At 31.2% G+C, this 25,178-nt stretch carries 21 protein-coding genes; 14 read left to right on the top strand and 7 right to left on the bottom strand.

The genetic code is table 11. From position 1 onward, the window contains the following. Window positions 1–170 precede the first annotated feature (170 nt). Together N2712_02860 and ahcY are read left to right on the top strand one after the other, a co-directional pair. On the top strand, window positions 171–1,304 hold the full coding sequence (locus N2712_02860; protein MCX8028915.1) for a glycosyltransferase family 2 protein: 1,134 nt from the start codon (window positions 171–173) through the stop codon (window positions 1,302–1,304). Window positions 1,305–1,404: 100 nt separating this feature from the next. Continuing rightward, window positions 1,405–2,658, top strand: coding sequence for an adenosylhomocysteinase (ahcY, locus tag N2712_02865; GenBank protein MCX8028916.1), 1,254 nt, complete (start codon window positions 1,405–1,407; stop codon window positions 2,656–2,658). Between the two features lie 76 nt (window positions 2,659–2,734). Here the strand turns inward: ahcY and N2712_02870 are convergent, their stop codons facing one another. The 3 genes from N2712_02870 to N2712_02880 all read right to left on the bottom strand — a co-directional run bounded on the left by N2712_02870 (window position 2,735) and on the right by N2712_02880 (window position 7,302). Continuing rightward, entirely contained in the window at window positions 2,735–4,102 is a 1,368-nt protein-coding gene (locus N2712_02870; GenBank protein ID MCX8028917.1) for a hypothetical protein, read from the bottom strand. 3 nt (window positions 4,103–4,105) lie between these two features. Next, the gene (gene ilvE / locus N2712_02875) at window positions 4,106–5,011 is read right to left on the bottom strand and encodes a branched-chain-amino-acid transaminase (protein MCX8028918.1); all 906 of its coding nucleotides are present in this window, start codon (window positions 5,009–5,011) and stop codon (window positions 4,106–4,108) included. Between the two features lie 197 nt (window positions 5,012–5,208). Further along, window positions 5,209–7,302, bottom strand: coding sequence for a cation-translocating P-type ATPase (locus tag N2712_02880; protein MCX8028919.1), 2,094 nt, complete (start codon window positions 7,300–7,302; stop codon window positions 5,209–5,211). Window positions 7,303–7,429: 127 nt separating this feature from the next. On the opposite strand from N2712_02880, the gene N2712_02885 reads away from it, so the two are divergent. From N2712_02885 to N2712_02910, 6 genes are all read left to right on the top strand, one after another. After that, window positions 7,430–8,287, top strand: a complete 858-nt coding sequence (locus N2712_02885) for a PHP domain-containing protein (protein MCX8028920.1) — start codon at window positions 7,430–7,432, stop codon at window positions 8,285–8,287. Window positions 8,288–8,384: 97 nt separating this feature from the next. Next, window positions 8,385–10,235 (top strand): glycoside hydrolase family 15 protein, encoded by a 1,851-nt coding sequence (locus N2712_02890; protein ID MCX8028921.1) that lies wholly within the window; start codon window positions 8,385–8,387, stop codon window positions 10,233–10,235. 83 nt (window positions 10,236–10,318) lie between these two features. Further along, on the top strand, window positions 10,319–11,173 hold the full coding sequence (locus tag N2712_02895; protein ID MCX8028922.1) for an alpha/beta hydrolase: 855 nt from the start codon (window positions 10,319–10,321) through the stop codon (window positions 11,171–11,173). Window positions 11,174–11,324: 151 nt separating this feature from the next. Then, the gene (locus N2712_02900; GenBank protein MCX8028923.1) at window positions 11,325–12,425 is read left to right on the top strand and encodes a PQQ-dependent sugar dehydrogenase; all 1,101 of its coding nucleotides are present in this window, start codon (window positions 11,325–11,327) and stop codon (window positions 12,423–12,425) included. A 519-nt stretch (window positions 12,426–12,944) separates the two neighbouring features. After that, window positions 12,945–13,655, top strand: a complete 711-nt coding sequence (gene pyrH / locus N2712_02905) for a UMP kinase (GenBank protein ID MCX8028924.1) — start codon at window positions 12,945–12,947, stop codon at window positions 13,653–13,655. A 3-nt stretch (window positions 13,656–13,658) separates the two neighbouring features. Beyond that, window positions 13,659–14,789 (top strand): glycosyltransferase family 4 protein, encoded by a 1,131-nt coding sequence (locus tag N2712_02910; protein ID MCX8028925.1) that lies wholly within the window; start codon window positions 13,659–13,661, stop codon window positions 14,787–14,789. A 51-nt stretch (window positions 14,790–14,840) separates the two neighbouring features. Here N2712_02910 and lpxC read toward each other — a convergent pair whose 3' ends face one another. Further along, window positions 14,841–15,665, bottom strand: a complete 825-nt coding sequence (gene lpxC / locus N2712_02915; GenBank protein ID MCX8028926.1) for a UDP-3-O-acyl-N-acetylglucosamine deacetylase — start codon at window positions 15,663–15,665, stop codon at window positions 14,841–14,843. Window positions 15,666–15,823: 158 nt separating this feature from the next. Between lpxC and N2712_02920 the strand changes: the two genes are divergently transcribed. Continuing rightward, window positions 15,824–16,267 (top strand): hypothetical protein, encoded by a 444-nt coding sequence (locus N2712_02920; GenBank protein MCX8028927.1) that lies wholly within the window; start codon window positions 15,824–15,826, stop codon window positions 16,265–16,267. Here the strand turns inward: N2712_02920 and N2712_02925 are convergent. Together N2712_02925 and N2712_02930 are read right to left on the bottom strand one after the other, a co-directional pair. Further along, complete coding sequence (locus N2712_02925) at window positions 16,264–17,460, bottom strand: hypothetical protein (GenBank protein ID MCX8028928.1); 1,197 nt, start codon at window positions 17,458–17,460, stop codon at window positions 16,264–16,266. The two genes, N2712_02920 and N2712_02925, sit on opposite strands and share 4 nt — an antisense overlap. A 4-nt stretch (window positions 17,461–17,464) precedes the next feature. Beyond that, window positions 17,465–18,523: a tetratricopeptide repeat protein gene (locus N2712_02930; protein MCX8028929.1), complete on the bottom strand. Its 1,059-nt coding sequence runs from the start codon at window positions 18,521–18,523 to the stop codon at window positions 17,465–17,467. Window positions 18,524–18,674: 151 nt separating this feature from the next. On the opposite strand from N2712_02930, the gene N2712_02935 reads away from it, so the two are divergent. Genes N2712_02935 through rnc form a run of 3 tightly spaced genes read left to right on the top strand, consistent with a single transcriptional unit; the run spans window position 18,675 to window position 21,031 of the window. Next, window positions 18,675–19,238 carry an OmpH family outer membrane protein gene (locus N2712_02935; protein ID MCX8028930.1) on the top strand — a complete coding sequence of 188 codons (564 nt, stop codon included), beginning with the start codon at window positions 18,675–18,677 and terminating at the stop codon, window positions 19,236–19,238. A 9-nt stretch (window positions 19,239–19,247) separates the two neighbouring features. Beyond that, a complete protein-coding gene (lpxD, locus tag N2712_02940; protein ID MCX8028931.1) occupies window positions 19,248–20,276 on the top strand; it encodes a UDP-3-O-(3-hydroxymyristoyl)glucosamine N-acyltransferase in 1,029 nt (342 codons plus the stop codon). 2 nt (window positions 20,277–20,278) lie between these two features. Beyond that, a complete protein-coding gene (gene rnc / locus N2712_02945; GenBank protein ID MCX8028932.1) occupies window positions 20,279–21,031 on the top strand; it encodes a ribonuclease III in 753 nt (250 codons plus the stop codon). 138 nt (window positions 21,032–21,169) lie between these two features. Here rnc and N2712_02950 read toward each other — a convergent pair whose 3' ends face one another. Beyond that, entirely contained in the window at window positions 21,170–23,065 is a 1,896-nt protein-coding gene (locus N2712_02950; GenBank protein MCX8028933.1) for a hypothetical protein, read from the bottom strand. Between the two features lie 136 nt (window positions 23,066–23,201). On the opposite strand from N2712_02950, the gene N2712_02955 reads away from it, so the two are divergent. Beyond that, a complete protein-coding gene (locus N2712_02955) occupies window positions 23,202–24,443 on the top strand; it encodes a hypothetical protein (protein ID MCX8028934.1) in 1,242 nt (413 codons plus the stop codon). After that, window positions 24,418–25,176, top strand: coding sequence for a tRNA pseudouridine(38-40) synthase TruA (gene truA, locus N2712_02960; protein ID MCX8028935.1), 759 nt, complete (start codon window positions 24,418–24,420; stop codon window positions 25,174–25,176). The genes N2712_02955 and truA overlap by 26 nt, the downstream gene beginning before the upstream one ends. The last annotated feature ends 2 nt before the right edge of the window (window positions 25,177–25,178 follow it).

Here is a 25,178-nt window from a genome sequence, read left to right on the forward strand (position 1 = left end):
TAAAAAAATGAAATTATCTTCTATATTCACCTCCAGATTAGGTTTGCTTTGACATACTCATTATAAACCCCTTCTTACCATATCACCCCACTTATACTACAATAATAACTTTAAATATTGAAAAACACTAAATTATAATAATTTAACTAACCAGTTAGTAGGGGAATGGTATGAAAATCTCCATCATAATTCCAGTTTACAAAGAAGTTGATCTTCTTGAGGATATTATTAGTAAATGCATATACTATGAATATGAAGATAAAGAAATAATAATAGTAATTGATGGAGCTACTAACAACGAGATCGAAGAAACTTTAGACAATTTTAGAAATATTGATTACATAAATATCATATACAACAATACCAGACTAGGTAAAGTCGAATCCTTAAATAGAGCAACCGACATATGCAACGGAGAATTGATACTTTTCATTGATAACGACGTAGAACTACCTAATGACAAAAATTTCTTAAAAAACCTATCCAAAGAGTTTATCGGAAAAGACATAATTGAACTAGCCAAAGAAGGAATATCTACAAACTTTTTTTCAAAAATTATATCATATGACTATCTAGGTGGTGCTATAGCAAGCATAATATCTTCTAAAACTATAGGTATAAACTTATTCTTATGCGGATCAGCTTTTGCTATAAGAAAAGAGAAGTTCATAGAAATTGGAAAATTTCCTAAAACCATAAACGAAGACTGGAGTTTAATGCTAAAGTCATTTATGTCGAATATCAAGTTTTCATACTGTACTAAACTAAAAGTCAAAACATGTTTGCCAACTAATATCAATGACTGGATAAATCAAAGGAAAAGATGGGCTATTGGTATGAGATATTGGTGGATAGAAATTTTCAAAAATATACAACTTTACATTAAGGGACTCCCTACGATAGCACTAGTAGGAACAATTATGGGAATACCTTTCTTAATTTCTTTAATCACCTCTATCTTAGTCTTAGATTTAGAAACAACTCTAAGGATAATTAACATATCCATAACCGTATTTCAGTACATTATACCTAGCTTAGGAATACCCTCAATAGGATATCTAACTACATACATTCTCTTTGGTACGAAAGGGATAATATCACTTTTAATTGCTATTGCATTGAATAGCCTAATATTCTTTTTGTCCGCAAAGCTAATAAATTTCAGATTTAACCTAATTGAATTTATATTATATTCAACAATTTATGTTCCAATACTACTAAGTTTCTATATAATATACGGATGGTTTATATCACTAGTAGACAAATCAAATATTGACTGGGTTATACAGTCCGATACTAACTAAAAATAATATCATCACAGCAAACCCAAACTCAAAGCTAGTTTACAGTACAATTTTTAAACTTATCATAACTATTAATTATAATAAATTCCCAGGAGGGAAAATGGAATACGACGTAAAAGATTTAAATCTATCAGAAACTGGATATAAAAGAATAATGTGGGCATATGAAGATATGCCAGTAATGAAAATAATAAGAGAAAGATTCAAAAAAGAAAAGCCACTCAAATCCATAAGAATAGGTGGAGCATTACACATCACAACTGAAACTGCAAATTTAGCAATAACTTTAAAGGAAGGAGGAGCAGATGTTTATCTCTGTGCATCCAACCCATTATCAACTCAAGATGATGTAGCAGCTTCTCTCGTGAAAGATTTTGAAATTCCAGTCTTTGCAATTAAAGGAGAAAACAGAGAAACTTATTACAAACACATAAAAGAGGTACTAAATAAAAAGCCAAACATAACTATAGATGATGGTGCAGATCTGGTATCCACGCTCCACAAGGAAATGAAAGATACTATCAGTAATGTAATAGGAGGAACAGAAGAAACCACAACAGGTGTCATAAGACTTAGAGCAATGGCAAATGAAGGAGTATTAAGATACCCTATAATAGCAGTAAATGATGCTATGACTAAACATTTATTTGACAACAGATATGGTACAGGTCAAAGCACAATAGATAGCATAATGAGAAGCACAAATAGACTCATAGCAGGTAAGTATTTCGTTGTTGCTGGATATGGTTGGTGCGGCAAAGGAGTTGCAATGAGAGCAAGAGGTATGGGAGCAAGAGTAATAATAACAGAAGTGGATCCAATCAAAGGACTTGAAGCAGTTATGGACGGATTCGAAGTTATGAACATGAACGAAGCAGCAAGAATAGGAGATTTTTTTGTTACCGTAACGGGTAACAAAAATGTAATAACAAAAGAACACATACTAAATATGAAGGATGGAGCAATAATATCAAACGCAGGACATTTTGATGTCGAAATCGATATACCATCTCTAGAAAGTATAGCATCTTCAAAATCCGAAATCAGAACAGGAGTAACAGAATATGTAGTTAAAGACAAAAAAATATACCTGCTAGGACAAGGAAGACTTGTCAATCTGGCAAATGCAGAAGGACATCCTTCAAGTGTTATGGATATGTCATTTGCTAACCAAGCACTTTGCTGTGAATATTTGGTCAAAAACCAAGGTAAACTAAAAAATATTGTAATGCCAGTACCACAAGAAATAGACAAAGAAGTAGCAAAACTAAAACTCAAATCAATGGGAATAGCAATAGATACATTAACTCCAGAACAAGAAAAATATCTATCAGATTGGCATGAAGGAACTTAAAAACAAACTGAATAACATAAAAGAAAAAAAATTTCTAATCTCAACTAAAACTTATTATCCGCGTTTCAGCAAAATCTTATAAAAATAATTCCTTACAAAAACTTACAAAACCGTGATCTCCTTCAAATACAACCCTAGTTACAGGCTCTGTATTCGATGCTCTTACATGTATCCAACCTTTATCAAACTTATACCAATACCCATCAATATTAGTACATTCTATAAGACTGTACTTATCTAAAACTTTACCAATAACGTTAGAAACAACGTTCTTGTCTAAGTTACCTTCAAATTTCAGCTTAACCATTTCATACTTTGGAAAATGTGAAATAACTTCGGATATCTTCACTGAATTTTTAGCCATTAATTGTAATATAAGAGCTATACCAACAAAACTATCTCTTGCTGAATTAATCACAGGAAATACAACCCCCCCATTACCTTCACCTCCAATAAAACCATTGACATCCTTTATCAATTTCACCACATTAGCTTCTCCAACTTTACTCCTCAAAACCTCAAAACCAAACTTACTGGCAACATAGTCATTCAACATAGATGAAGAAAGATTCACAACAACTTTCTTTGAATAACCTTCAACTTTACTAAAGCTTATTGCTGAAAGAATTGATATAGGAAGCGTATATTCCTCCCCAGGTATTTCCCCTTTCTCCGTCACAAACACAAGCCTATCTCCATCAGGGTCAAGAGCAAATCCTATGTCACATCTATTTTCAACTACTACTTGAGACAATCCTGAAAGTGCTTCAGAATTAGGTTCAGTAGGTCTTTCTGGAAACTTTGATATATCGCAGTTTATCTCCATAATTTCACACCCTAATCTTTTAAGAAACTCTCTACCAATTAAAGCACCTGCACCATTAACAGGATCAAAAGCCACTTTAAATTTTCTACTTTTTATTAATCCAATATCAATAACTTTTTCTAATTTGGATATAAACATATTAAGCACATTTTCACTGTTAATCTCCTCTTCTTCTCCTACAAAATACCAATCAGAAACCATATCGTCAACACTCATCTTACCAAGTTTCTGAGACAACAAAGAAACAGTAGTCTCATTGATAAACATACCTCCCCTATCAACAAACTTAAGAGCATTCCATTCTGGTGGATTATGACTAGCAGTTACTATTATACCACCATCTGCATCAATCTCTCTCGTTACGAAAAGCACAATAGGAGTTGTAACTATACCTAAATTAACAATATCAAATCCAACAGATCTAGCAACTGAAGACACATAATCATATATTATAGGACTCGTCTTCCTAGTGTCTCTACCTAAAACTAGTCTTTTCCTAGTAGAAGACTTGGAGGAAATATAATCTAAAAAAGAAAGCAGATAAGAGTTTATAGTACTGAACGACAAACCATCATTCCAAATTCCTCTTAAACCGGAAACAGAAAACTTCAACGGCATAAACTATCTAATAGGTGTCCCTTCCGTCCTTGTAAGTTTTCTATACTCTTCCAGTATAAACTTAGTTATTTTACCAGGCTTACCATCACCTATTTTTCTCTTATCAACCTTAACAACCGGTACAACTTCAGCACCTGTACCCGTTAAGAAAACTTCATCAGCTGTGTAAATATCCATCTTTGAAAATAACCTTTCTTCGAACTGAATACCATCCCTTTTAGCAATTTTTATAACTTCATTCCTTGTTATACCAACAAGTATCCCCGCTTCTTTCGGTGGAGTAATCAATACTCCATCCTTGACAATGAATATATTGTCTCCAGTACATTCAGCAACAAAACCATCTTCGTTTAACATAACTGCCTCAGGTACACCAGCATTAACTGCTTCTATCTTAGCTAGAATATTATTCAAATAATTTAGACTCTTGATCATAGGTGGCATAGCATTAGGAGAATTTCTAACAGTAGACGCTACTATTATGCTCATACCTTCGGTGTAAATCTCTTGGGGATACATAACAAGTTTATCAACTATAACCACAAACGAAGCTTTCTTAGCAAGAAACGGATTCAATCCCAAATCTCCAATACCTCTAGAAAGCACAGGTCTTATATAACCATCTTTGACATCATTTTTTCTACAAGTTTCAATTATTATATCCTTTATCTCCTCTTTTGAATATGGTGGCTCAAGCATTATAGCTTTCGCACCTTCAAACATCCTGTTAACATGTTCATCAAGTTTGAATATTTTACCATCATAAGCCCTTATACCTTCAAAAACACCATCACCATAAAGAAAACCTTTGTCAAAAACACTTATCCTAGCATTTTCTTTATCTAGAAATTCACCATTAACAAAAACTATATTCCCCATAGAATCTCCATCAATCCCTCTAATTTTCATAGAAAAAGTTTGACTAATTCAACTTTTATAATCACTAACATCAAAAAGATACCTATCACCCAACCATTAAGTAAAGAAAAAGAATAAGAAAAACCGGAGATCCAAATATTTGCATCCTCATACTCTAAAAGATAATAACGCTAAAATAAAAAAAAATATGATCTTGGTCAATTAGTCATATTGGGTAAGCATAACATCTAGTTAATTAAACTAAACTTAACTTTGCTAGAACTTAAATAAAGAGTAAGCGAGTTTAATAAAACACTTATTGAACTCAAAGACATAGCAACCTCTGCAATTGAAGGCGTAAGAATACCGCAAAAAGCAATAGGTAAAGCTATAATATTATATAAAAAAGCCCAAACGAGATTTTGAAGCATTTTACAGTACACTTTTCTTGAAAATAAAATCAAGAATTTCAAAACACTAAGATTCTTCGAAAATATAACAACATCACCAACATTAGAAACTAGATTATCAACCTCTGAAACAACAACGCCTACATCAGAAAATTCCAAAACGGGACCATCATTTATCCCATCACCAATAAACATAACTACACTACCCTTATCTTTGTACTTCGATATAACATCAACTTTCTGATTTGGCAGCAAAGAACAGTAGTATTCACTTATTCCTAGATCCTCAGAAATTCTTTTGGCAACAGTACACTTATCACCTGTAACTAAAATTACTTTACCCAACTGACTTAGATACTTAACCACATCTCTTGCTTCTTGTCTTATCTTATCGTTAAAGCAAAAACTACCAATCTTATTCCATCCACCATCAAAAATCCAAAAATCAGATGAAGTAATACTTTCATTAGATGATCTTTCGAGCTTGTAAAATTTTCCACCTATTTCACCTTCTATACCAAGACCTGGGATTACCTTAAAATTATCAACTTTCTTCAGCACATATCCAATATCTTTGAATGAAAACTCAATATACTCTTTTATTGCTAGTGAAAGCGGATGATTAGAAAGAGAAACAAGAGAATACAATTCACTTATATAGTTAGTATCGAAGGTAGCTTCAGAAACAAATGGTTTTCCAACTGTTAGAGTACCAGTTTTGTCAAAAGCAAAAACATCTACCCTTTTTACTAAGCCTAAATTATTAAAATTCCTGACCAAAACTCCACTCTTCGAAAAAATTCCAAAAGCAATAGCAACAACACTAGGTATGGCAATACCTAAAGCACAAGGACAAGCAACAACAAGAATAGAAACAAAACTAACCATACCCCTGCTAAAATCACCAACCAAACTCCAAAAAACCAAAGAAAGAATAGCAACAGAAAAAACAATAGGAACGAAATACTTAACAAAATTGTCAGTAATACTGCTAACTACATTTGATAATCTAAAATTCTGTACCATCTCAACAGTATTATAAAGCACGCTATCCTTTACCTCACTATCAATTAGTACCTTAATAAAACCATCTATATTGTAAGATCCAGCAAACACATTGTCACCAACCTTTACAACTCTTGGTAACGATTCACCAGTCATAAAAGTCTCTTCAACACTTGAGCTACCTTCAATAACTCTACCATCCATAGGTACTCTCTCACCAGCCCTAACAACTACAATATCCCCAATCTTGATATCTCTTATACTCTTTTTAATCTCAACTCCATTCTCTAAAACGTTAGCACTATCAACAAAAAGTTTGTATAAATCACTAACAAAACCAATAGATTTCTGAGATAAGACTAGCTTCACATAATTACCTATCAAAAATACATCCATCACAATAACGGCTTCAATTGAAAAATCATCTATTGGCAAAAACTTACTTAAGAAAAAAGTAGATAAAGCTGACAAAGAACCAACTGAGACAAGACTATCAGAATTAGGAGATAGGTAGATCAAAGATAATACACCACTCCTATGTACTTTGAAACCACCAACTAACACTATAATAGAAGACAATAGAAACATCACGAGTTTCAATAAATCACTATGATAACCTAATCCTAACATCTTCAAAAACATAACAATAAAAAGTGGTATCGATAAAATCAAAACAATCAACAAATTGATCTTTTCTTTCTTTAAATCAACACTATCAGTTGTAGGAACAATATCGTACCCAAATTGTTTTAGTTTGTTCCTTATAGTAGATATGTCAAAAGAAGGTTTCGATATAAAGTAAAGAGTAGAAGAAGAAAAATTAACTTTAACTCTGTAAACTCCATCAAACGAAGATACAATCTTTTCAACTGTAGTAGCACATGAAGGACAACTCATACCAACAACTTTAAAATTCATCTCATTCATAAATATTTAAATATATCAAAAGTATAATTCATTTTCTATAAACTGTACCTAGAATTCCTCTCTGAATTTGAGTTGAAGATTAGAATGGAATTATTTATTATTCTTACTCTCAAACTAGGAGTAAATAATGGAAACAAATATTCCAATCCATCTACAAAGAAACTCAGATTTACACATTCACTCAACATTTTCTGACGGTGAACTTTCAGTTAGCCTAATAATCAAACAAGCTACCCAGAAAGGTATCAAATACATCTCCATAACAGATCACGAAAATATAAATCAAAATAAAGAGATTGAAAAGCTATTAAAAACTACAAATCTAGAAATACTATACATTCCCGGGATTGAAATATCAACAAAATACAAAAACGAAGACATCCACCTAGTTGCATATTACAACCCAGAAGTATCTAATAAATTAGAAAAAATAGTACAACCCATAAGAGAATACAAACAACAACAAACCCTGAAAACCATTGAGCTCCTAAAAGATACATTAGAAATACCAAGTCACATATTAAAGAATGGTCACAGAACCATAAACAAAATGTGTATAGCAAGGTACATCTACCATAATTCTAACTTTCAAAACATAGAAAAAGTTTACAAATACTATTTTGATAAGGGATCACGATACAGCATACCAAATGATTACCCAAAAACCGAAGAGATAATAAAAAAGCTCAAATCAATAGGATGTGTTGTTGGAATAGCCCATCCTGAGTTTTTAAAAGATTGGTCTAAAATAAGCTACATAGAGGAATTCACAAAAATAGGTCTAGATGGCATTGAAATATTCCACCCTCTTATAAATAAAGATCTTTCAACATCTATACTAAAATTTTGCCAAGAAAACAATCTCCTGCCTCTAGGCGGAAGTGATTTTCACGGATACGATACAAAAAGAAAAGAATTAGGATTACATAATACCTTTTCATCATCAGCAGAAAAAATAATCAAAATTCTAGAATTAAAATACTAAACATACAATCTATTAACATAAATAGTGAAATGCCAAAAAGTCTCTTCTTAGAAAATACAAATCAAAATCATTCATATTATGTTCTTGGAGTAAGATTATGAGAAATCTAACAATAACATCGATCATACTACTTATGACTACAACCATATATTCGTTTGGTCAAAAGAAAGAGTTTAACATGATTGTAAGCGCAAATGGTTATTCAGCTGTAGTATTTTCATTAGTCAAGAAAAGAATATCTGCATTTTATCCATCAATATACAGAAAATATGATGAAAAATCTAAAGAAGTAACATTCATATTAAGATCACTTGATTACCAAGTCAGTGTAAATGAAAAGTCCTTTTTTCTAAAAGATGCTGAAATCGTAAACATAAACTATCTACCTGGAACAGGAATAATAAAAGTAGATTTCTCACATCCTGTAGCGGATGTAGTAATGTATATTTTTTCATCTTTTAATCTAAAAGCTCCATCATTTGTAGTAAAGCTAGAGATTACCCCTAAAGAAAAAGGCATAATAGAAGTAACAAGATCTATAGGTTTTTCTGGAAGACAACCAATTACACCATATGACAATGAAAATCAGTACATAAACTCAGAATATGGAACACTCCTTTTTTATTTCAAAGAAGTTGCAAAAAAAGATACTGAGCTATCGTTATACGACCTTATTGTTTTATCAAAAGATCTTGAAAGTGCGATAAAAATAGTCAACTACTACTATTCTACCTTCTTTGACCCACTTGATGAAGAGATTAAGTTCTGGAATAACTGGCATAAAAAAACAAAAATTCCATCTGGATTATCTAAAGAACAATTAGAAATTTATAAGCAATCTCTAGCATTTATCAAAATGGGTCAAGTAAGAGAAGAAGGTAAAGGTTTTGGTCAAATACTTGCATCTCTAACAACAGGTAGTTGGAATATAGCTTGGGTAAGAGATGGAGTTTATTCAATAGTAGCTCTTGTAAAATCAGGGCATCTTGAAGAAGCAAAAGATGGTCTAAAATTCTTTTTGGAAGCAGATACCGGTTATTATAAATCTTACAAGATTGATGGTAAAGATTGGGGTATAGGCGTTGACTACAAAATATCTGTATGTAGATACTACGGTAACGGCAAGGAAGAATCTGATGATAATGGAAATGGAGCTAATATTGAAATTGATGGTTTTGGAATGGTCTTATGGGCTTTAGCAGAATACCTAAACACTACAAATGACACTGAAATTCTTAATAGATACTTCAGTGTGATAGATAATCAAATAGTATATCCAATCATATATAATATCGATAAAGAACTAAATGTAATACGGCCTGAATCAGGTCCTTGGGAAAGGCATATTAGAGATAACGGATACGACGGTGCTAAGAGATTCAGCTATACAACTATAATGGCTATAAAAGGATTATCAGAAATAAACAACATCTTCAAAAAGTATAACAAAAAATCAAACTACGAAATAGAAGATAACTTGAAACTACTACTAGAAGGTCTAAATAAAAACCTAGTCGACAAAAGCAGGAAAATAATAGTTGGATCTTATGAGCATTTTACAAACAGAGGTTATCCCAAATATGTTGACGGATCAGTAGTCGAAGCAATAAACTTTAATCAAGTATCAAGAGAAATTTCATTAGCAACACTAAAAACTTTCGAAGAAATTTTAAAACTTAAAAACAGAGAAGGATATAAGAGAAATATGGATGGTGGATGGTATGATAATCAAGAATGGATAATAATAAATCTACGAATAGCATCAGCATACAAAAAATTAGGAAACAGAGATAAAGCAAACATGATTATTAAGAGAGTTGAAGAAAAAGCGTTGAATGGTTTTTATATGATACCCGAACTACTAGATGAGAAAGACGAATCATTTAAAGGAGCAATACCAATGCTAGGATTCGGCGCTGGCGCATACGTAATATATCACTGGGATTAAGACACTACAAAATACCACCTAAAAACATTATCTAACTGAAACTTAGTTGAAAAACAAATAATACTTTAAATAAATTTCTAACTATGAAGGATAAGATTGTTTACTTAACCACCTTCTTAGCAACAATCATTGCAATAAGTAGTTGTAATACACAAAAACTTGATATGGAATTAGTATTTGCACCTAAAATACAAGACAATTATGACTTTTCTGAACTCAAAGTACCCGGAACAAAATGGTCATTTTTTTGGATAACAAACAGTAATGTATCAACTTGTGTTTTAAAAATTGATAGAAATCAAGGAATAAATGATGATTTAAGTAATGTAGTATTTGTATTTTTCCATGGAAACAGAAGCTCACTTGATGTTTCACCTGTAGTGTTTGGAAATGTATTTTATGAACTTGGTCTTAACTTTGTTGCTGTTGAATACAGGGGATTCGGTATAATAAAAAATTTCACACCAACAGAAGAATCTACATATGAAGACGGAGAAGCAATAATAAATTACCTAATATCACAAGGAATACCAACAACAAATATAGTAATAATAGGACACTCTCTAGGAGGCGGAATAGCAACCGAAATGGCTAAAAGATATCAACTAAAAGCATTAATACTTATAGCAACTTTTACCAGAATTGAAGATGCTGGAGAAATGGTAACCACATATAAAATACCATCTAAATGGTGGATCAATAGTGTATATGATAATATTTCAAAGATAGATAAAATCAACGACCCACTACTTGTAATACACGGCAAAAATGATAGCACACTAAGTTTTGAATACGGAGTAATGTTATATCAGAAAGCAAATCTCCCAAAAGATTACCTATGGATAGAAAACTGTAACCATTCATCAAAGGAAATAGTAAATAAAGGTGGAGATAACTTCAAAAGTAAAATATTGTCATTCATTAGAAGTCTCAACTAAAATACCATTAATTATGACTACATAATTTAACTAATGAAATTCTAATCAACAATTACTTTAGAAAAATTTATGCTTGATTAATCTAAAGATACATCTAATAAAACAATAAGTTGGTATGGAAATAAAAAGTTAAAATTATTATATTTGGAATATGCTACTAATCTGGACACTAATTTTTCTAGTATCTCACGTAAGTGTTGAAGGAGATGAAATACTCCAAAAAGTCAAACTCCAGAAAAATTTCTCAATAGATTATTACTATAAGAATTTACCAAAAGTAAGAGCAATGAAATATCTAGAAAATGGTATTTTAATAGCAGGTAGTAGAACTGATAAAGTCTACATGATTATTGACACTAACATGGACTACAAAGGAGATATTCACAGAGTAGTCGCAGAAAATCTCGACTGGCCCGTAGGAGTAGATGTTTACAAAAATGATCTATATATATCCTCTGTTGACAAAATAGTAAAAATAGAAAATATACTTAAGTACACAAATTTTAATCTCACTCCTCCCATAAAAATAGTATATGACAAATATCCTAAAGACAGAGCTCACGGATGGAAGTATATAAGATTTGGACCTGATGGCAAGTTATACGTACCAGTAGGAGCACCTTGTAACGTATGCCTTAAGGAAAACCCGATATACTCAACAATTACTAGGATAAATCCCGATGGAACAGGATTCGAAATATACGCAAATGGTGTTAGAAATACTGTTGGATTCGACTGGGACCCTCAAACTGGATATATGTGGTTTTCTGAAAATGGCAGAGACTGGATGGGAGATGATTTACCACCAGACGAAATAAATGTAATAACCAAACCAGAACAACACTATGGTTTCCCATTCATACACGGTAAATCAATCAAAGACCCTGAATTTTCTGAAAAAACAAATCTTAACATTTTCAAATTTGTAAAACCCGTATGGGAGTTACCAGCACATGTAGCACCTTTAGGCATAAAATTTTATAAAGGCACAAACCTACCACAATCCTATAGAGAAGGTATATTTATAGCGGAACATGGCTCCTGGAATAGATCAAAAAAAATAGGATATAGATTATCGTTCCTAAAACTCAACCAAGAAAGACTACCTACTGAATATATAATAATAGCAGATTTTCTAGAAAACGAAAAATTCTACGGAAGACCTGTAGATATTGAATTTTTAGAAAACGGATCAATTCTTCTATCAGATGATCATTATGGCAACATATTCAGAATAACCTACAAACAATAGTCTAATGCACACCCAAACTATAATTTATAATCCACAAACTCTTACTAACCAAAGATTGTATCTCTTCACTAAACCTCACCATCACAATAATTTAGATTCCTTCTTGAGCTTCCTAATATCAAAAATTTCACTCCACTCTTTCTAAGAAACTATATTAATTTCAAGCTTTCTCTTATTTCATCTATCAACTCACCTAAATTCTTCAAATAATGACTTGTATATCTGGGATGTGTAAGTTCATAACAACATCTACAAAACAACAAGAGTTTATTCTTGTGTTTTTCTTCATTCCACCTTACTTCTACAGCAATTTTTACTTTATTAGTTTTTCTACTCCTCCGTATGTTTCTTTTACTCTCTTCCAGGAAGAGTATTATCTTTAACCTTAAGAGACATTACGTTGATATACTTTTACAAACTAATTTCTTTTCTCGACTAATATTTCGAAACATATCTTTGAACACACTACTTAATAGTTTGTAATAAGATAAGCATCTCAAATATAATTCTAGAAGTTTTATGCTTAAGTTTAAGAGGATTATACTTAAGATAAGTGGGGAAGTTTTAGGCGGAGATAAAGGATTCGGTATAGACATGGATGTTGTTTCATTTATTACAAACGAGGTTGTGAAAGCTTATGAACTCGGAACCGAAATTGGAATAGTAGTTGGAGGAGGAAATTTCATAAGAGGGAGTAAAATCGCACCAAAAGGTATAGAGAGAGTAAATAGTGACAGACTGGGTATGATTTCAACGATACTTAACTCAATAACTCTTTCTGATAGTTTCACTTCAAAAGGAGTAAATTCTGTTGTATTATCTGCCATACCTATAGAAAGTATAGCAGAAAAATACTCTGTCGAAAAAGCACTAGAGTATCTATCAAAAAAATATATTACCCTACTAGCAGGTGGAACCGGAAATCCATTTTTCTCTACGGATACTTCAGCAGTTTTAAGAGCTGCAGAATTACAAGCAGACGTTGTACTAAAAGCAACAAAAGTTGACGGTATATATGACAAAGACCCAATGAAATACAAAGATGCAAAGAGGTTTGAAGAAATAACAGGTAATGAAGTACTTGCTATGAATCTTAAAGTAATGGATTTAACAGCATTTAGCTTAAGCTGTGAAAGTCAAATACCTATTGTAGTTTTTAATTTGATGGAGAAAGATGGCATAAAAAGAATTGTATTAGGTGAAAAAGTAGGCACTTTTGTTAAAGTTTAGAAAATGAAGTACTGTCTAGTAGCAGATTGGTTAGTAACCTTTGCAGGGTCTGAAAAAGTAGTAAAAATATTAAATGAACTTTACTTACCTGATGTTTTCACTCTAATATACAATGAAAGCACACTAAAACAACTGGGAATACCTTTCGAAAAAGTAAAACAATCATTTATATCCAAACTCCCATTTTCAGGGAAAAAATACAGAAACTATCTAGCATTTTTTCCGTTAGCAATAGAACAGTTTGATTTATCTGAGTACAATGTTATAATATCATCATCACACGCAGTTGCTAAAGGTGTGATAACAAGACATTACCAGTTACACATATGTTATTGCCATACTCCAATTAGATATGCTTGGGATTTATACCACCAATATCTGAAAGAAGCAAATTTAGAAAAGGGTATAAAGGGATTTATCGCAAAACTTATACTACACTACATAAGGATATGGGACTTATCAACAGCAAATAGAGTCGATTACTTCATAGCAAACTCAAATTACACAGCAAGAAGAATAAGAAAGATATACGGCAAAAATGCTACTGTTATATATCCACCTGTCGATACAGAAAACTTTTCCTTAAGAGAAGATAAAGAAGACTTTTACTTAGTAGCATCAAGAATGGTACCATATAAAATGATACCTATGGTAGTAGAAACGTTTTTAAGCTTACCAGATAGAAAACTAGTCGTTATTGGCGATGGCCCTGACTTGGATAAAGTGAAAAGTATATCAAAAGGCAGAAAAAACATCGAAATACTTGGATATCAACCAATAAGTGTTCTAAAAGACTATATGCAAAGAGCAAAAGCCTTTATATTTCCAGCAGAAGAAGATTTTGGAATAATGCCAGTAGAAGCAATGGCTTGCGGAACACCTGTAATAGCATTTGGGAAAGGGGGATCTACAGAAACAGTAATAGACCAAAAAACAGGATTATTCTTCTACGAGCAAACACCTCAGTCACTACAAAAAGCAATAATAGAATTTGAAAAGATACAAGGTAAAATTGATCCTAAAGAAGTAAGAAAAAATGCAGAACGATTCTCTGAAAGTCGCTTCAGACAAGAAATAAAATCATTCATTGATAACAAGGTGGAAGAATTCTTTGTAAAACAAACTCAAAGTTAATGACAAAATGAAAACTTTAGGTAGGAACAAAAACAAAGTAGAATCACCAATTCAGGACATGTAATGATTGTAAATAAGTTTCACAAGTTCGCAATCTATCAAGTGTCCACTCTTTTTTGCTATAAATCTACCAATCACTCTAGGATAGAGTATAGCCAAAGCTCCCAGAAGATCTAACACTTTATGTCTTACATTCTCATTAGGATATCTATCTCCATTCAAAGACATTTTTTCAACTTTACTGTATATATGAACATTTTCCATACTAGCACCCAGAGCCAAACCTATTTTCTTAAACCTCTCAGCATCCTCAATAAAACCAAAAGTCCTAGCGCTACTTATTTCTTTAACAAAACTATCTTCAGAAAATTCAAAAGTTATGTACTCTTTACCTATAACATCAAAATCTATCTCATAATCAATAATTATCTTGTCACTAGGCTTTACTATAAGATACTGGTTTTCATTTTTATAAAAAGAAAATTCCCTATCTATATAGAGATAACTTCTTTTGTTGTTTTGTTTAACAATACCAGATTCTTTTATTCTCTCTACAAAAACTCTTGCACTACCGTCAAGTATGGGAATCTCTTCGCCATACAAAACTTTTATAAGGACATTGTCAATACCTAAACCAAACAGCGCTGAAAATAGATGTTCAACAGTCATTATCTTATGACCATTAAAACATAAAGATATATTGTGATTCGTATCACAAATACTTTGCGGATCTACAACAAACCTTTTACCCTCAAACTCAAAAACTATACCACTATCCTCTTCTAGAGGGCATATCTGTATAGCGGATTCCCTACCTGTATGCAATCCAACACCTTCTAAGAATATACATTTTGAGACAGTTTTTTGATATTCCATAGTTCAATATTATAGTATAATTAAAGTTGATTCATAATTCCAATCCAAAACAAAAGCTTCAGATAAAGTCCAATAAAGTAAAAAGTTTGAAAAGTTATTGTAAAAAACAAACGAAATTTGTTGAAAACAATCAGAGTTTTATTAATAATTTCCCAAAAATGTTTCGCAAATTCGACTTAGAAGAGATATCAAAGATGATAAAAAACACCTCATCTAAAACAGGCATCTATATAGGATGTGACTCTTCTCAAAGAAGAGATTATTGTATCTTCGCAACAGTTTTGATAATACACCATGATAAGTCGCGGGGAGCAAATGTATTTGTAAGAGTTGAAAAAACCCCTAGAATAAATTCCGTAAAACAAAGAATAATGATGGAAGTCCAAAAGGCAGTTGAAACGGCAATAGTTATATATCCGCTTATACCCGAAGATCGGCAAATAGAAATACATATGGATATAAATACATCCTCATCCTATATTTCAAGTACACTAATAAAAGAAGCATTTGGATATGTATCAGCTCAAGGTTTCATACCTGTATTCAAACCACATTCATTCGCAGCATACAGTGTAGCAGATTATGTCTGTAAAAGATATTAGATCTTTATCTCAATCGAAGTAGATATAACCTGAGAAGGTTTATGCCCTGGTAAAACCCCCTTCTCATATTGGTAAAAAGACAAATCAACATTAATATAGTTTATATCTATACCTAAACCAAAAGTAGGATACCCTTGATTTATTCCACCTCTAGCTTTGAATATCTTAAGTATCGTTAATTCTATGCCCAACTTAACCTTCTTAAACCAAAACTCACTAAAATTAAATAAGTCTGACAAATTCAGCTCAACCATAAAATCAGAGAAAATAAAGGTAGGTATGTAAGGTATTTTTTCAACATGGAACATAGCACCTAATGATAGCGATGGATATATGTAACTCACATAATTTAATCCTACAAATGTCTCTTTACCATCCTTAAGTTCTATTCTATTCCAATAGAATGTCCTACCAAAAAAGTTGTTTAAAACGAGTGAGTATTTAAAAAATCCTCCATCATCAAATATAATCCCAATATCGCCCCAAACTGAATCACCAGAATCATATTGATATATACCATTTCTTAAATTATTGTAATAGTTAAGTACCTCTAAAACACTACCACCATAAAACAAAGGAGATTTATATCTTTTCGAATAGGAGACAGAAATACCAATATGTAGAGTATAGAACTTAAGTATATCAAAATAAGTTCCAAAACCAAATGTTATACCTATCTCGGCAAAAGACTTTAGCTCCAAGTAAGGTAACAAAGGCCCTTGTCTTATATCTGCAGCAGAATAAAAGTCATTATACAAAAGTATCCCAATACCATTTCCAACATAACCTACACACAAAGGACCAAACAAAACAGCTTCTGGTTCAGTATTTAGCAAAACCCCATAAGGATCAACCAATAACTGATTGGTTAATTCAGCCCAATCAAAACCTATCCACTCATATGGACTCAAATTATACGATGCCAAATTCAAAGCATTATAAAGGTACCCCAACCTGGCACCAGTGTATAGAGAAAGTTTTGTAATAAAAAAATTAGCCTTCTTAGTATATGATAACGTAGCAGGATTTTCTAAAAATAAAAGTACATCATAAGGGTAAAGCAGATTAGCATTACCAAAAGATAACTGTCTAGGTGTAGTAAAAAACGAGTCAATATCATATCTAATATCTTGAGTATAAACAGTACCCACAATTACAAAAACTATTATTACAAACAAAACTACCTTTCTCATAAACTTATCCGTTTGTTAGAATTTTAATATCTAGATAATTTATAAGAATATTCCAAGCATTACTAATATCAGTATTAAGTATATTAGTTATATCCCTTCCGTCAAAAGTTGAGTAATTCGATATTACACGCATAGCATTAGTCAACCTATGGAGATTAGTAGCATATTCTAGTGGTATTCCATTATTCGTAATCAAAAATACTATCCTATTATACATTGAATTGTAAAAATCATAATATCTCAGAAAATTGGTGTAAATATTGCTAACCTGTACATCAATTGAAATAAAAACATCCAAAATTTTCATCTCAATAGAGTCTGGAGCTGACTTGAACTTGTTAGTTATAAAAACTAACGAATCGATACTCTTTTTCCCTTCATCAAAAAACGTAAGCATAGCATTATTTACTTCATCTCCATGAAAAACAAAATCGTTAGGTAATACAAAATTAGGATCTGAAGAATTAGTCATATGCTTAATAAACGTATAGACCCTATCATTACCAGAAACAACATTGTCAGAATTAGAATCAAGAGCAACGAAAAAAGAATATAATTTATTAAATACACTAAACGTTAAATGCAAGTTATCATCACTTTTAAGAAGCAAATTATCAGAATTACCCGATATAACAGCATACAAATTTCTACTTACAATTCTAGAAGACGAGTAATACTTAGTATTAGTTATGTAATAATCAATAAAACGATCATAATTTGAAATCGATGAAAAAACATGAGAAACTTCTTCGTAAAATCCAATTACATTGGATCTGGAGAAAAGAAGAAAAATTTCACAACTAGCAGTCCCAACAAGAGCTCTAGCACTTTTAGCATTTATCTGAAGTGCTCTTTCATAATACTTTTTGGCAGTTGCATAATTTCCTAACTCCGAATAATAATCTCCCATATCGTTTAGAAAGTTAACATCACTGATTTTAGAAATATCCTCTTCTGATGGATCAACAAAAAGAGGAGAAAAAATATTATAACAACTATAAAGCCAAAAAACAGAAGAAAACATTAGAAAGACTGAAAACTTACTTTTCATATTCTCACTCATATAAATATTATGATTTTAGGCTAAATACTTTTCAAAATATTTAGTTAATAAACCTTCTTATACAAATTCGCACAACACTGGAGTTTGATATCTATGTTATTTATTCTTTTATACTAATCAAATACAACAACAGAATGGAGGTATAGCATATATGCTGCCCAGAATTTTATCCGTCCTAGTATTTTCATTACTTATAATACCAACAACATATGGATACACCAAAGTTGAAAAAATAGGTGTTGTTGACTTAATAGAGGTATTTGACAAATTTGTTGAGGACAAAGATATAGCAAAAGAGTTCAACGAATACAAAAGAGCATCCAAAGAAAAACTTGAAAGTATGAGTAGAGATCTTAACAGTTTAAGGTTAAAAATAATAGAGATATCAAACAAAATAGTATCAATGGGAACAAATGTCGATTATCAAACAGCACAAGATTATAGGAAAATAACTGGTGAATACGACAAAAAGCTAGATGAATACCTAAGTGAAGCTAGAAAAACAGAAGAAAATCTAAACAAATATAGAGACTCTCTTAGGCAGTATGTATATAGAGATATCATAAATTATATAAGAACTTATGGGGACAGAAATGGTTTTACAATAATATTTGATACAAGGGGTAATGTAATATACTACTCCAAAGGAAATGATATAACCTCTGATTTAAACAAGTGGATAAAAGTGCAAGAAGACGCAAAAAAGAAATACTGAGGTAATCTTATGAAGTACAATATTCAAAGCATTGCTAATTTTGTCAACGGTGTTGTTGAAGGAGATCACAATGAAGAAATAGAAGGTATATGCGAATACAAAGAGGGTAAAAAAGGATATATAACATTCGTCGTCGATAAAATAAAGTATTCCGAAGCTCTTAAAACAGAAGTATCAGCTATAATAACTCCCCATGACTTTGAATACCAAGGTAAAACTCTTATAAAAGTTGAAGATCCTAGATTCGCAATAGCCAAAATAGCGGAACTTTACTATCCCTACACTAGTATAGGTTTTGAAGGAATATCAGAAAAGTCTCACATAGGAAATAATGTAAAACTTGGGAAAAATACAACCATTATGCCGTTTACTACAATTCAAGACAATGTAGAAATAGGTAGCAACACTGTAATATACTCTGGAGTCTTCATAGGATATGATGTTAAGATTGGTAGCAATGTCATAATAAAACCAAATGTAGTCATATACCCTGGAACAATAATTGGTAATAATGTTATAATACATGCTGGAGCAGTTATAGGTGCAGATGGCTTTGGATATGTACTACACAAAGGAATATATAACAAAATTCCCCATCTTGGTAGAGTCATAATAGAAGACAATGTCGAAATAGGAGCAAATACATGTATCGATAGAGCATTTATAGGAGAAACAGTAATAGGTAAAGGCACTAAAATAGATAACTTGGTTCAAATAGCACACAATGTTAAAATAGCTAGCAACTGTATAATAGTATCACAAGCCGGAATAGCAGGAAGTACTGAATTAGGTAACAATGTAATAGTAGCAGGACAGGCAGGTATCACAGATCATGCAAAAATAGGAGACAATGTAGTTATAATGGCTAGAGCAGGTGTTGATGATAAAGAAGTACCACCAAATAAGATATTACTAGGTACACCTGCTAGAGAAGCACTAGAACAAAAACGCATCTTTGCAGCAGAACATAAATTACCTGAAATATTAAGAAGAGTTAAGCAACTAGAAGAAGAAGTAGAAAAGCTAAAAAATAAATAAGTATGTTCTTCAAACCTAGAAACCACGAAAAAATCCCTAAAGATAGACTAAATGACTTGATATCTCTGGAAAATAAGTTGGGCATAAAATTCAGAGATATATCAATACTAAATAAAAGCTTAATTCACTCATCTTATCTCAAGAATAACTCTCTTCCCCTAAGTATGTCAAACGAGAGACTTGAGTTTATAGGAGATGCAGTAATATCAATGGTTATAAGTGAATACTTGTACCATAACTATCAAAATTTATCAGAAGGTGATTTATCAATGATAAAATCAGATGTGGTCAGCAGAAAAACTATGTATAACATAGGCATCGATCTCAATATTGACAAGTATATATTAACATATCCACCCCTTGAAAATTTCGATGAAAGAGGAATAAAAACAATAATATCAAATACAGTAGAAGCACTTATAGGAGCAATATTCGTATCAAACGGTATAGAAGATGCAAAAAAAATAACGCTAAAATTATTTACACCAATCATAAAAAACAGGATAAAAAACGGAACTAGCGATTACAAAAGCCTTCTCCAAAATTATTCTCTCAAAGAATTCTCTTCATATCCTGTATATACAACAGTAAGCGAAGTAGGACCTGAACATAAGAAAGAGTTTATAGTGAAAGTTTTTATAAGAAACAAATGCTTCGGGGAAGGAAGAGGATTCTCAAAAAAAGAAGCCGAACAAAATGCTGCACAAAATGCATTACAGAACTTGAGTAAGAAATCTGAGAATGTTAATCAGTAAAACCCTAAATCTTGGACTTAAATGGAGGTTTGCTTCATTGCAAGTTTTCTACAAACAAGTTAACATAATATAATCCATTTATAAACACCACCCTATTTTAGATTGTACTGACATCAAAAGTAATACCAGTAAAATGAATTAAACACACACGGCCATAAACGAATCAAAATCTTTAAAATTACTTAATATTCCATCAATAACAGCTTTCTTATTAACCATATTATCAGAAATATACAGTTTTTCAACTTCCTTCGTTGATATAATCAAGATAGCATCTTTTGAAACTTCGATTGGTTTTACTATACGACTGATAATACCATTTTCAACATAGTAGGTATTAGTGATATCTGATGGAAAAACTCGCATCTTCTGATTATCAATCTCAAAATACGTTAAACTTATTTTCAAAGGTAGGTCTCTCTCCTTAATGAAATTAGTAACAAGATCGTGCAATGTAATGTAAGATATAGAATCATAACTATAGCTCTTTATGATACCTTTGATTGCCAACAAAGCAAAGTTTGAAAGCATAAGCATATCCGGTACATAAAATAAAAACCCTATGAGCTTATCTGTACTAAAAATAACATCAAAGTAATATCCTCTAATCCCCTCAAAACCTTCATTATACCTATACCCAACAATTTTATCGAAGTAAATATAATAATCGCTATTTTTAATAAGCAAATACTTAACTCTTTCAAATTCTTCAACTTCTTTCACGTGTAGTTCTCTCATTCTATCAATCTCACTCTTCACAGGTATAACAATAAAGTTTGAAACTGTTCTCTCAAGCTCTAGAAATATATCAGTATAGCTTCTAATTATAGAGACATTCGTACTAGATAGATCATGAACAAAATTCAAAAACTTCACGACAATATAATCAGTTTCAGACACTTCGTTAGATATCCTTGATACTAAAATAATATTATTAGAAATGAAAAAGTCAATAGTCTTTCTATCACTATTCAAAACATCAAATAGAGATAAACGCCTCCTGTCTAACATTTTGTTTAGTATATATGTAGGAATCATATTCTGAGGCATAATCGATATCTTAAGATAACTTGAAGAAGAATTAAAAACCCTAACAACAAAATCTTTAGGACTCTCAAACTCCCTAGGCTGTATAACTTTGAAATTCTTTACAAAACTATCAATATCTCTTAGAAGATCTTCGTAAGATATAAATCTTCTTCTAAAATACCACATCAAAAATGATATAATTGGAATACCAAAAATCAATATTAAATTTGATTTGATAATTTCTTTGGGCATAACATCTAAGTAGCTAAAAACACTAAATAGTATTGTTAAAACCCAAATAAAAGATACAACCATAACAATCCTAAGATTATTCAAAGCAAAACCAATAACAACTAGAATAAGAATATTAACTGAAACTAATGTAAAAACCATAGGTAAACTCTTATCAGGTAACAAATACAAAAATAACATACCCAACAAAACCAGAAATATAAGCGACATCAAAGATAATACCTTAAAATCGCTAGGTTCTACATTCAAAAATCTAGAAACCCAAAATATTACCATCAAAAAAAGGCACAATACGCTATACAAAAAAACTAAGTTTTTACCTAGAAAAACTAAAAGCAAAAGCGAAACTAAAATTGAAATAGGAATGTAAATTAATAACTTAAGTTTAGTTCTATACTGCTTTGATATAAGAAAAAGAAAAATAAGAAAATTCGTAGAAAGAATAACCAAAGAAGAAAAAATAGCAATGACTTCGGTAGTTGTGCTTGAATTTTTCGATACAAAACTAGATAGCAAAGTAGCAGATGAAGGTAAAGAGAAGAATAACAAATATCTACCATTACTCCTTAATTTCCTGAAAGAAGACTTTGGAAAAACTCCTAGATAATTTAACAACAATACAATACTAAACATAGATACTACAGAAGATAAAAACAATACTACCTTAACATGAAAATCATATTGAGATAAAACAAAAGATAACAAAGATATTAAAGAAAAAATGACAGTAGAATACAAAACAAACGCTATCATATTTTCATAACTAATTATTAACAAAGTTATCGAAGGAATCAATGTTATTAATTTTACAAACCTCAATTAATCCCATTGTAACTTCGATACTAAGTTACTTTGAAAGGGATAATCATCAATCTATATTATTCTAGAGATGAAGTATAAACCTCCAAAAAAAAAGACCATTGTTGCAATCTCAATATTACTATTAGTTATGCTAATGGTAACAGTTTATGCTCAAAAATCCAATCTACCGCAACAAACACAAGATAAAGAAAAAATGGTAGTTGGAGGAGATGAAGGCTTTTTCAAGAGAAACTACACAAGATTCAAAGGTAATGCTTATGTTGAAAAAGGTTCAACAAAAATGTTAGCTGATATTATTGAATACTTTGAAACAAACAACTTAGCAATCGGCAGAGGTAATGTTGTTTTAAAGGATACCAAAAGTGGCCTTACAGTGTTTGGAGGATACAGCGAGTATTTCGGAAACAACAACATCATCACATTCTATGAAAATCCACAACTAGTTATATCCAACAACATTCTCCTAAAAGGCGAAGCAATAACCTTAAATCAGAACGAAGAATCAATAACTTCAAAAACAAATGCATATCTGTCTAACAATAATAACCAAATATTTGCAGAAACTATAATAGTACTATCAAAACTAAATATCATAAAGCTTATAGAAAAATCAACAATTTTATCATCAAATATAGTTATACAAAGTGACAGAGGAATCATAATAATTACTTCAAACAAAGTTACAAAAGAAATGGAAATCTCACAATACATAGGTACAGGCAGAGTGAAAATAATAGGGACAAACTTCACCTTAGAGTCGGATAAAATTGTAATAAATTTTACAAACAATGAAGTAAAAAATTACATAGCAACAGGTAACGTAAAAATATCTAATACTAACAACATTATATCTTCACAATATTTTATGTCTGAATTCTCAGGAGGTAGAGATATACTACATATAGGTATGACAAACGTGGTAATAGTTAACTTAGAAAACAACGATACATTGTACAGTGATTATCTCTTTTCAGATAAAAAAAACAACTATGAATTGCTAACAGGAAATGTTATATATGTATTAAACAATGGTAGTACCAAAATAAAAGCACAATCAATAGAGAGATTTCTAAATCTAAGTATGACACTTCTCAAAAAGGATGTCATCTTGGAAACAGAAAACATAAGTATAGCAAGTGAAATAGCAAAATACGATGAAAAACTCAAGATTATGTACATGGTAGGCAACCCTAGAGTTGTAAATGAAGATAAACTAGGTGTATCAGCAAATATTATAACCATAAACATACAAGATAAAAGCTCTACCATAGAAAATGGCAACTATGGGTACATTACACCAGGAATGTAGGAATATAAAAATCGTACTATCTTATGACGGTAGCTTATATAACGGATGGCAAAAACAAAAAAACACTCCTAATACAATACAAGAAATCCTAGAGAAACACATCTCAAAAATCTTAAAAGAAAATGTAAAAGTAATTGGGTCAGGCAGAACAGATGCAAAAGCACATTCACTAAGGCAAGTAGCAAACTTCAAAACATCAAATTTTTCTATACCTGCAGATAGATTCAAACCGATACTCAACGGATTACTACCAGAAAGTATAAGAATAATTTCCTCCGAAGAAGTAAACCTTAACTTCAACGCAAGATACTCAGCAAAATTTAGAAAATATATCTACCTAATTTTCCTAGGTGATGAAAAACTTTACCCATTCTTGAGAAACTACGCATATATCCCAAATAGAAAAGACTATAACATTGAGTTCATGTCAAATATTGCCAAAGAATTAGTAGGAAAACATGATTTTTCAATAATATCATCAAAAAGAGAATACAAAACTACTACCAGGTTTGTGAAAAAGATAAGGATATTTAAAATGAAAGATTTCCTGGTCTTTTCAATAGTTGCTGACGGATTTATGTATAACATGGCTAGAGGAATTGTATCTTCAATAATGGAAGCCGAAAGAAATAATGATCCTACATATATCCCAAGATTGCTTGAAGGTAAAATAAAAAACAAACCTTCCCTCATACCAGCAAATGGATTATATCTCCATAGAGTCTACTATTAGGC

This window comes from Brevinematales bacterium, assembly GCA_026415355.1.
Classification (GTDB): domain Bacteria; phylum Spirochaetota; class Brevinematia; order DTOW01; family DTOW01; genus SKYB106.

Coding starts and splice junctions, on each gene's coding strand:
- N2712_02860 (MCX8028915.1), top strand. CDS start 171: ATGAAAATCTCCATCATAATTCCAGTTTACAAAGAAGTTGATCTTCTT.
- ahcY (MCX8028916.1), top strand. CDS start 1,405: ATGGAATACGACGTAAAAGATTTAAATCTATCAGAAACTGGATATAAA.
- N2712_02870 (MCX8028917.1), bottom strand. CDS start 4,102: ATGCCGTTGAAGTTTTCTGTTTCCGGTTTAAGAGGAATTTGGAATGAT.
- ilvE (MCX8028918.1), bottom strand. CDS start 5,011: ATGAAAATTAGAGGGATTGATGGAGATTCTATGGGGAATATAGTTTTT.
- N2712_02880 (MCX8028919.1), bottom strand. CDS start 7,302: ATGAATGAGATGAATTTTAAAGTTGTTGGTATGAGTTGTCCTTCATGT.
- N2712_02885 (MCX8028920.1), top strand. CDS start 7,430: ATGGAAACAAATATTCCAATCCATCTACAAAGAAACTCAGATTTACAC.
- N2712_02890 (MCX8028921.1), top strand. CDS start 8,385: ATGAGAAATCTAACAATAACATCGATCATACTACTTATGACTACAACC.
- N2712_02895 (MCX8028922.1), top strand. CDS start 10,319: ATGAAGGATAAGATTGTTTACTTAACCACCTTCTTAGCAACAATCATT.
- N2712_02900 (MCX8028923.1), top strand. CDS start 11,325: ATGCTACTAATCTGGACACTAATTTTTCTAGTATCTCACGTAAGTGTT.
- pyrH (MCX8028924.1), top strand. CDS start 12,945: ATGCTTAAGTTTAAGAGGATTATACTTAAGATAAGTGGGGAAGTTTTA.
- N2712_02910 (MCX8028925.1), top strand. CDS start 13,659: ATGAAGTACTGTCTAGTAGCAGATTGGTTAGTAACCTTTGCAGGGTCT.
- lpxC (MCX8028926.1), bottom strand. CDS start 15,665: ATGGAATATCAAAAAACTGTCTCAAAATGTATATTCTTAGAAGGTGTT.
- N2712_02920 (MCX8028927.1), top strand. CDS start 15,824: ATGTTTCGCAAATTCGACTTAGAAGAGATATCAAAGATGATAAAAAAC.
- N2712_02925 (MCX8028928.1), bottom strand. CDS start 17,460: ATGAGAAAGGTAGTTTTGTTTGTAATAATAGTTTTTGTAATTGTGGGT.
- N2712_02930 (MCX8028929.1), bottom strand. CDS start 18,523: ATGAGTGAGAATATGAAAAGTAAGTTTTCAGTCTTTCTAATGTTTTCT.
- N2712_02935 (MCX8028930.1), top strand. CDS start 18,675: ATGCTGCCCAGAATTTTATCCGTCCTAGTATTTTCATTACTTATAATA.
- lpxD (MCX8028931.1), top strand. CDS start 19,248: ATGAAGTACAATATTCAAAGCATTGCTAATTTTGTCAACGGTGTTGTT.
- rnc (MCX8028932.1), top strand. CDS start 20,279: ATGTTCTTCAAACCTAGAAACCACGAAAAAATCCCTAAAGATAGACTA.
- N2712_02950 (MCX8028933.1), bottom strand. CDS start 23,065: ATGATAGCGTTTGTTTTGTATTCTACTGTCATTTTTTCTTTAATATCT.
- N2712_02955 (MCX8028934.1), top strand. CDS start 23,202: ATGAAGTATAAACCTCCAAAAAAAAAGACCATTGTTGCAATCTCAATA.
- truA (MCX8028935.1), top strand. CDS start 24,418: ATGGGTACATTACACCAGGAATGTAGGAATATAAAAATCGTACTATCT.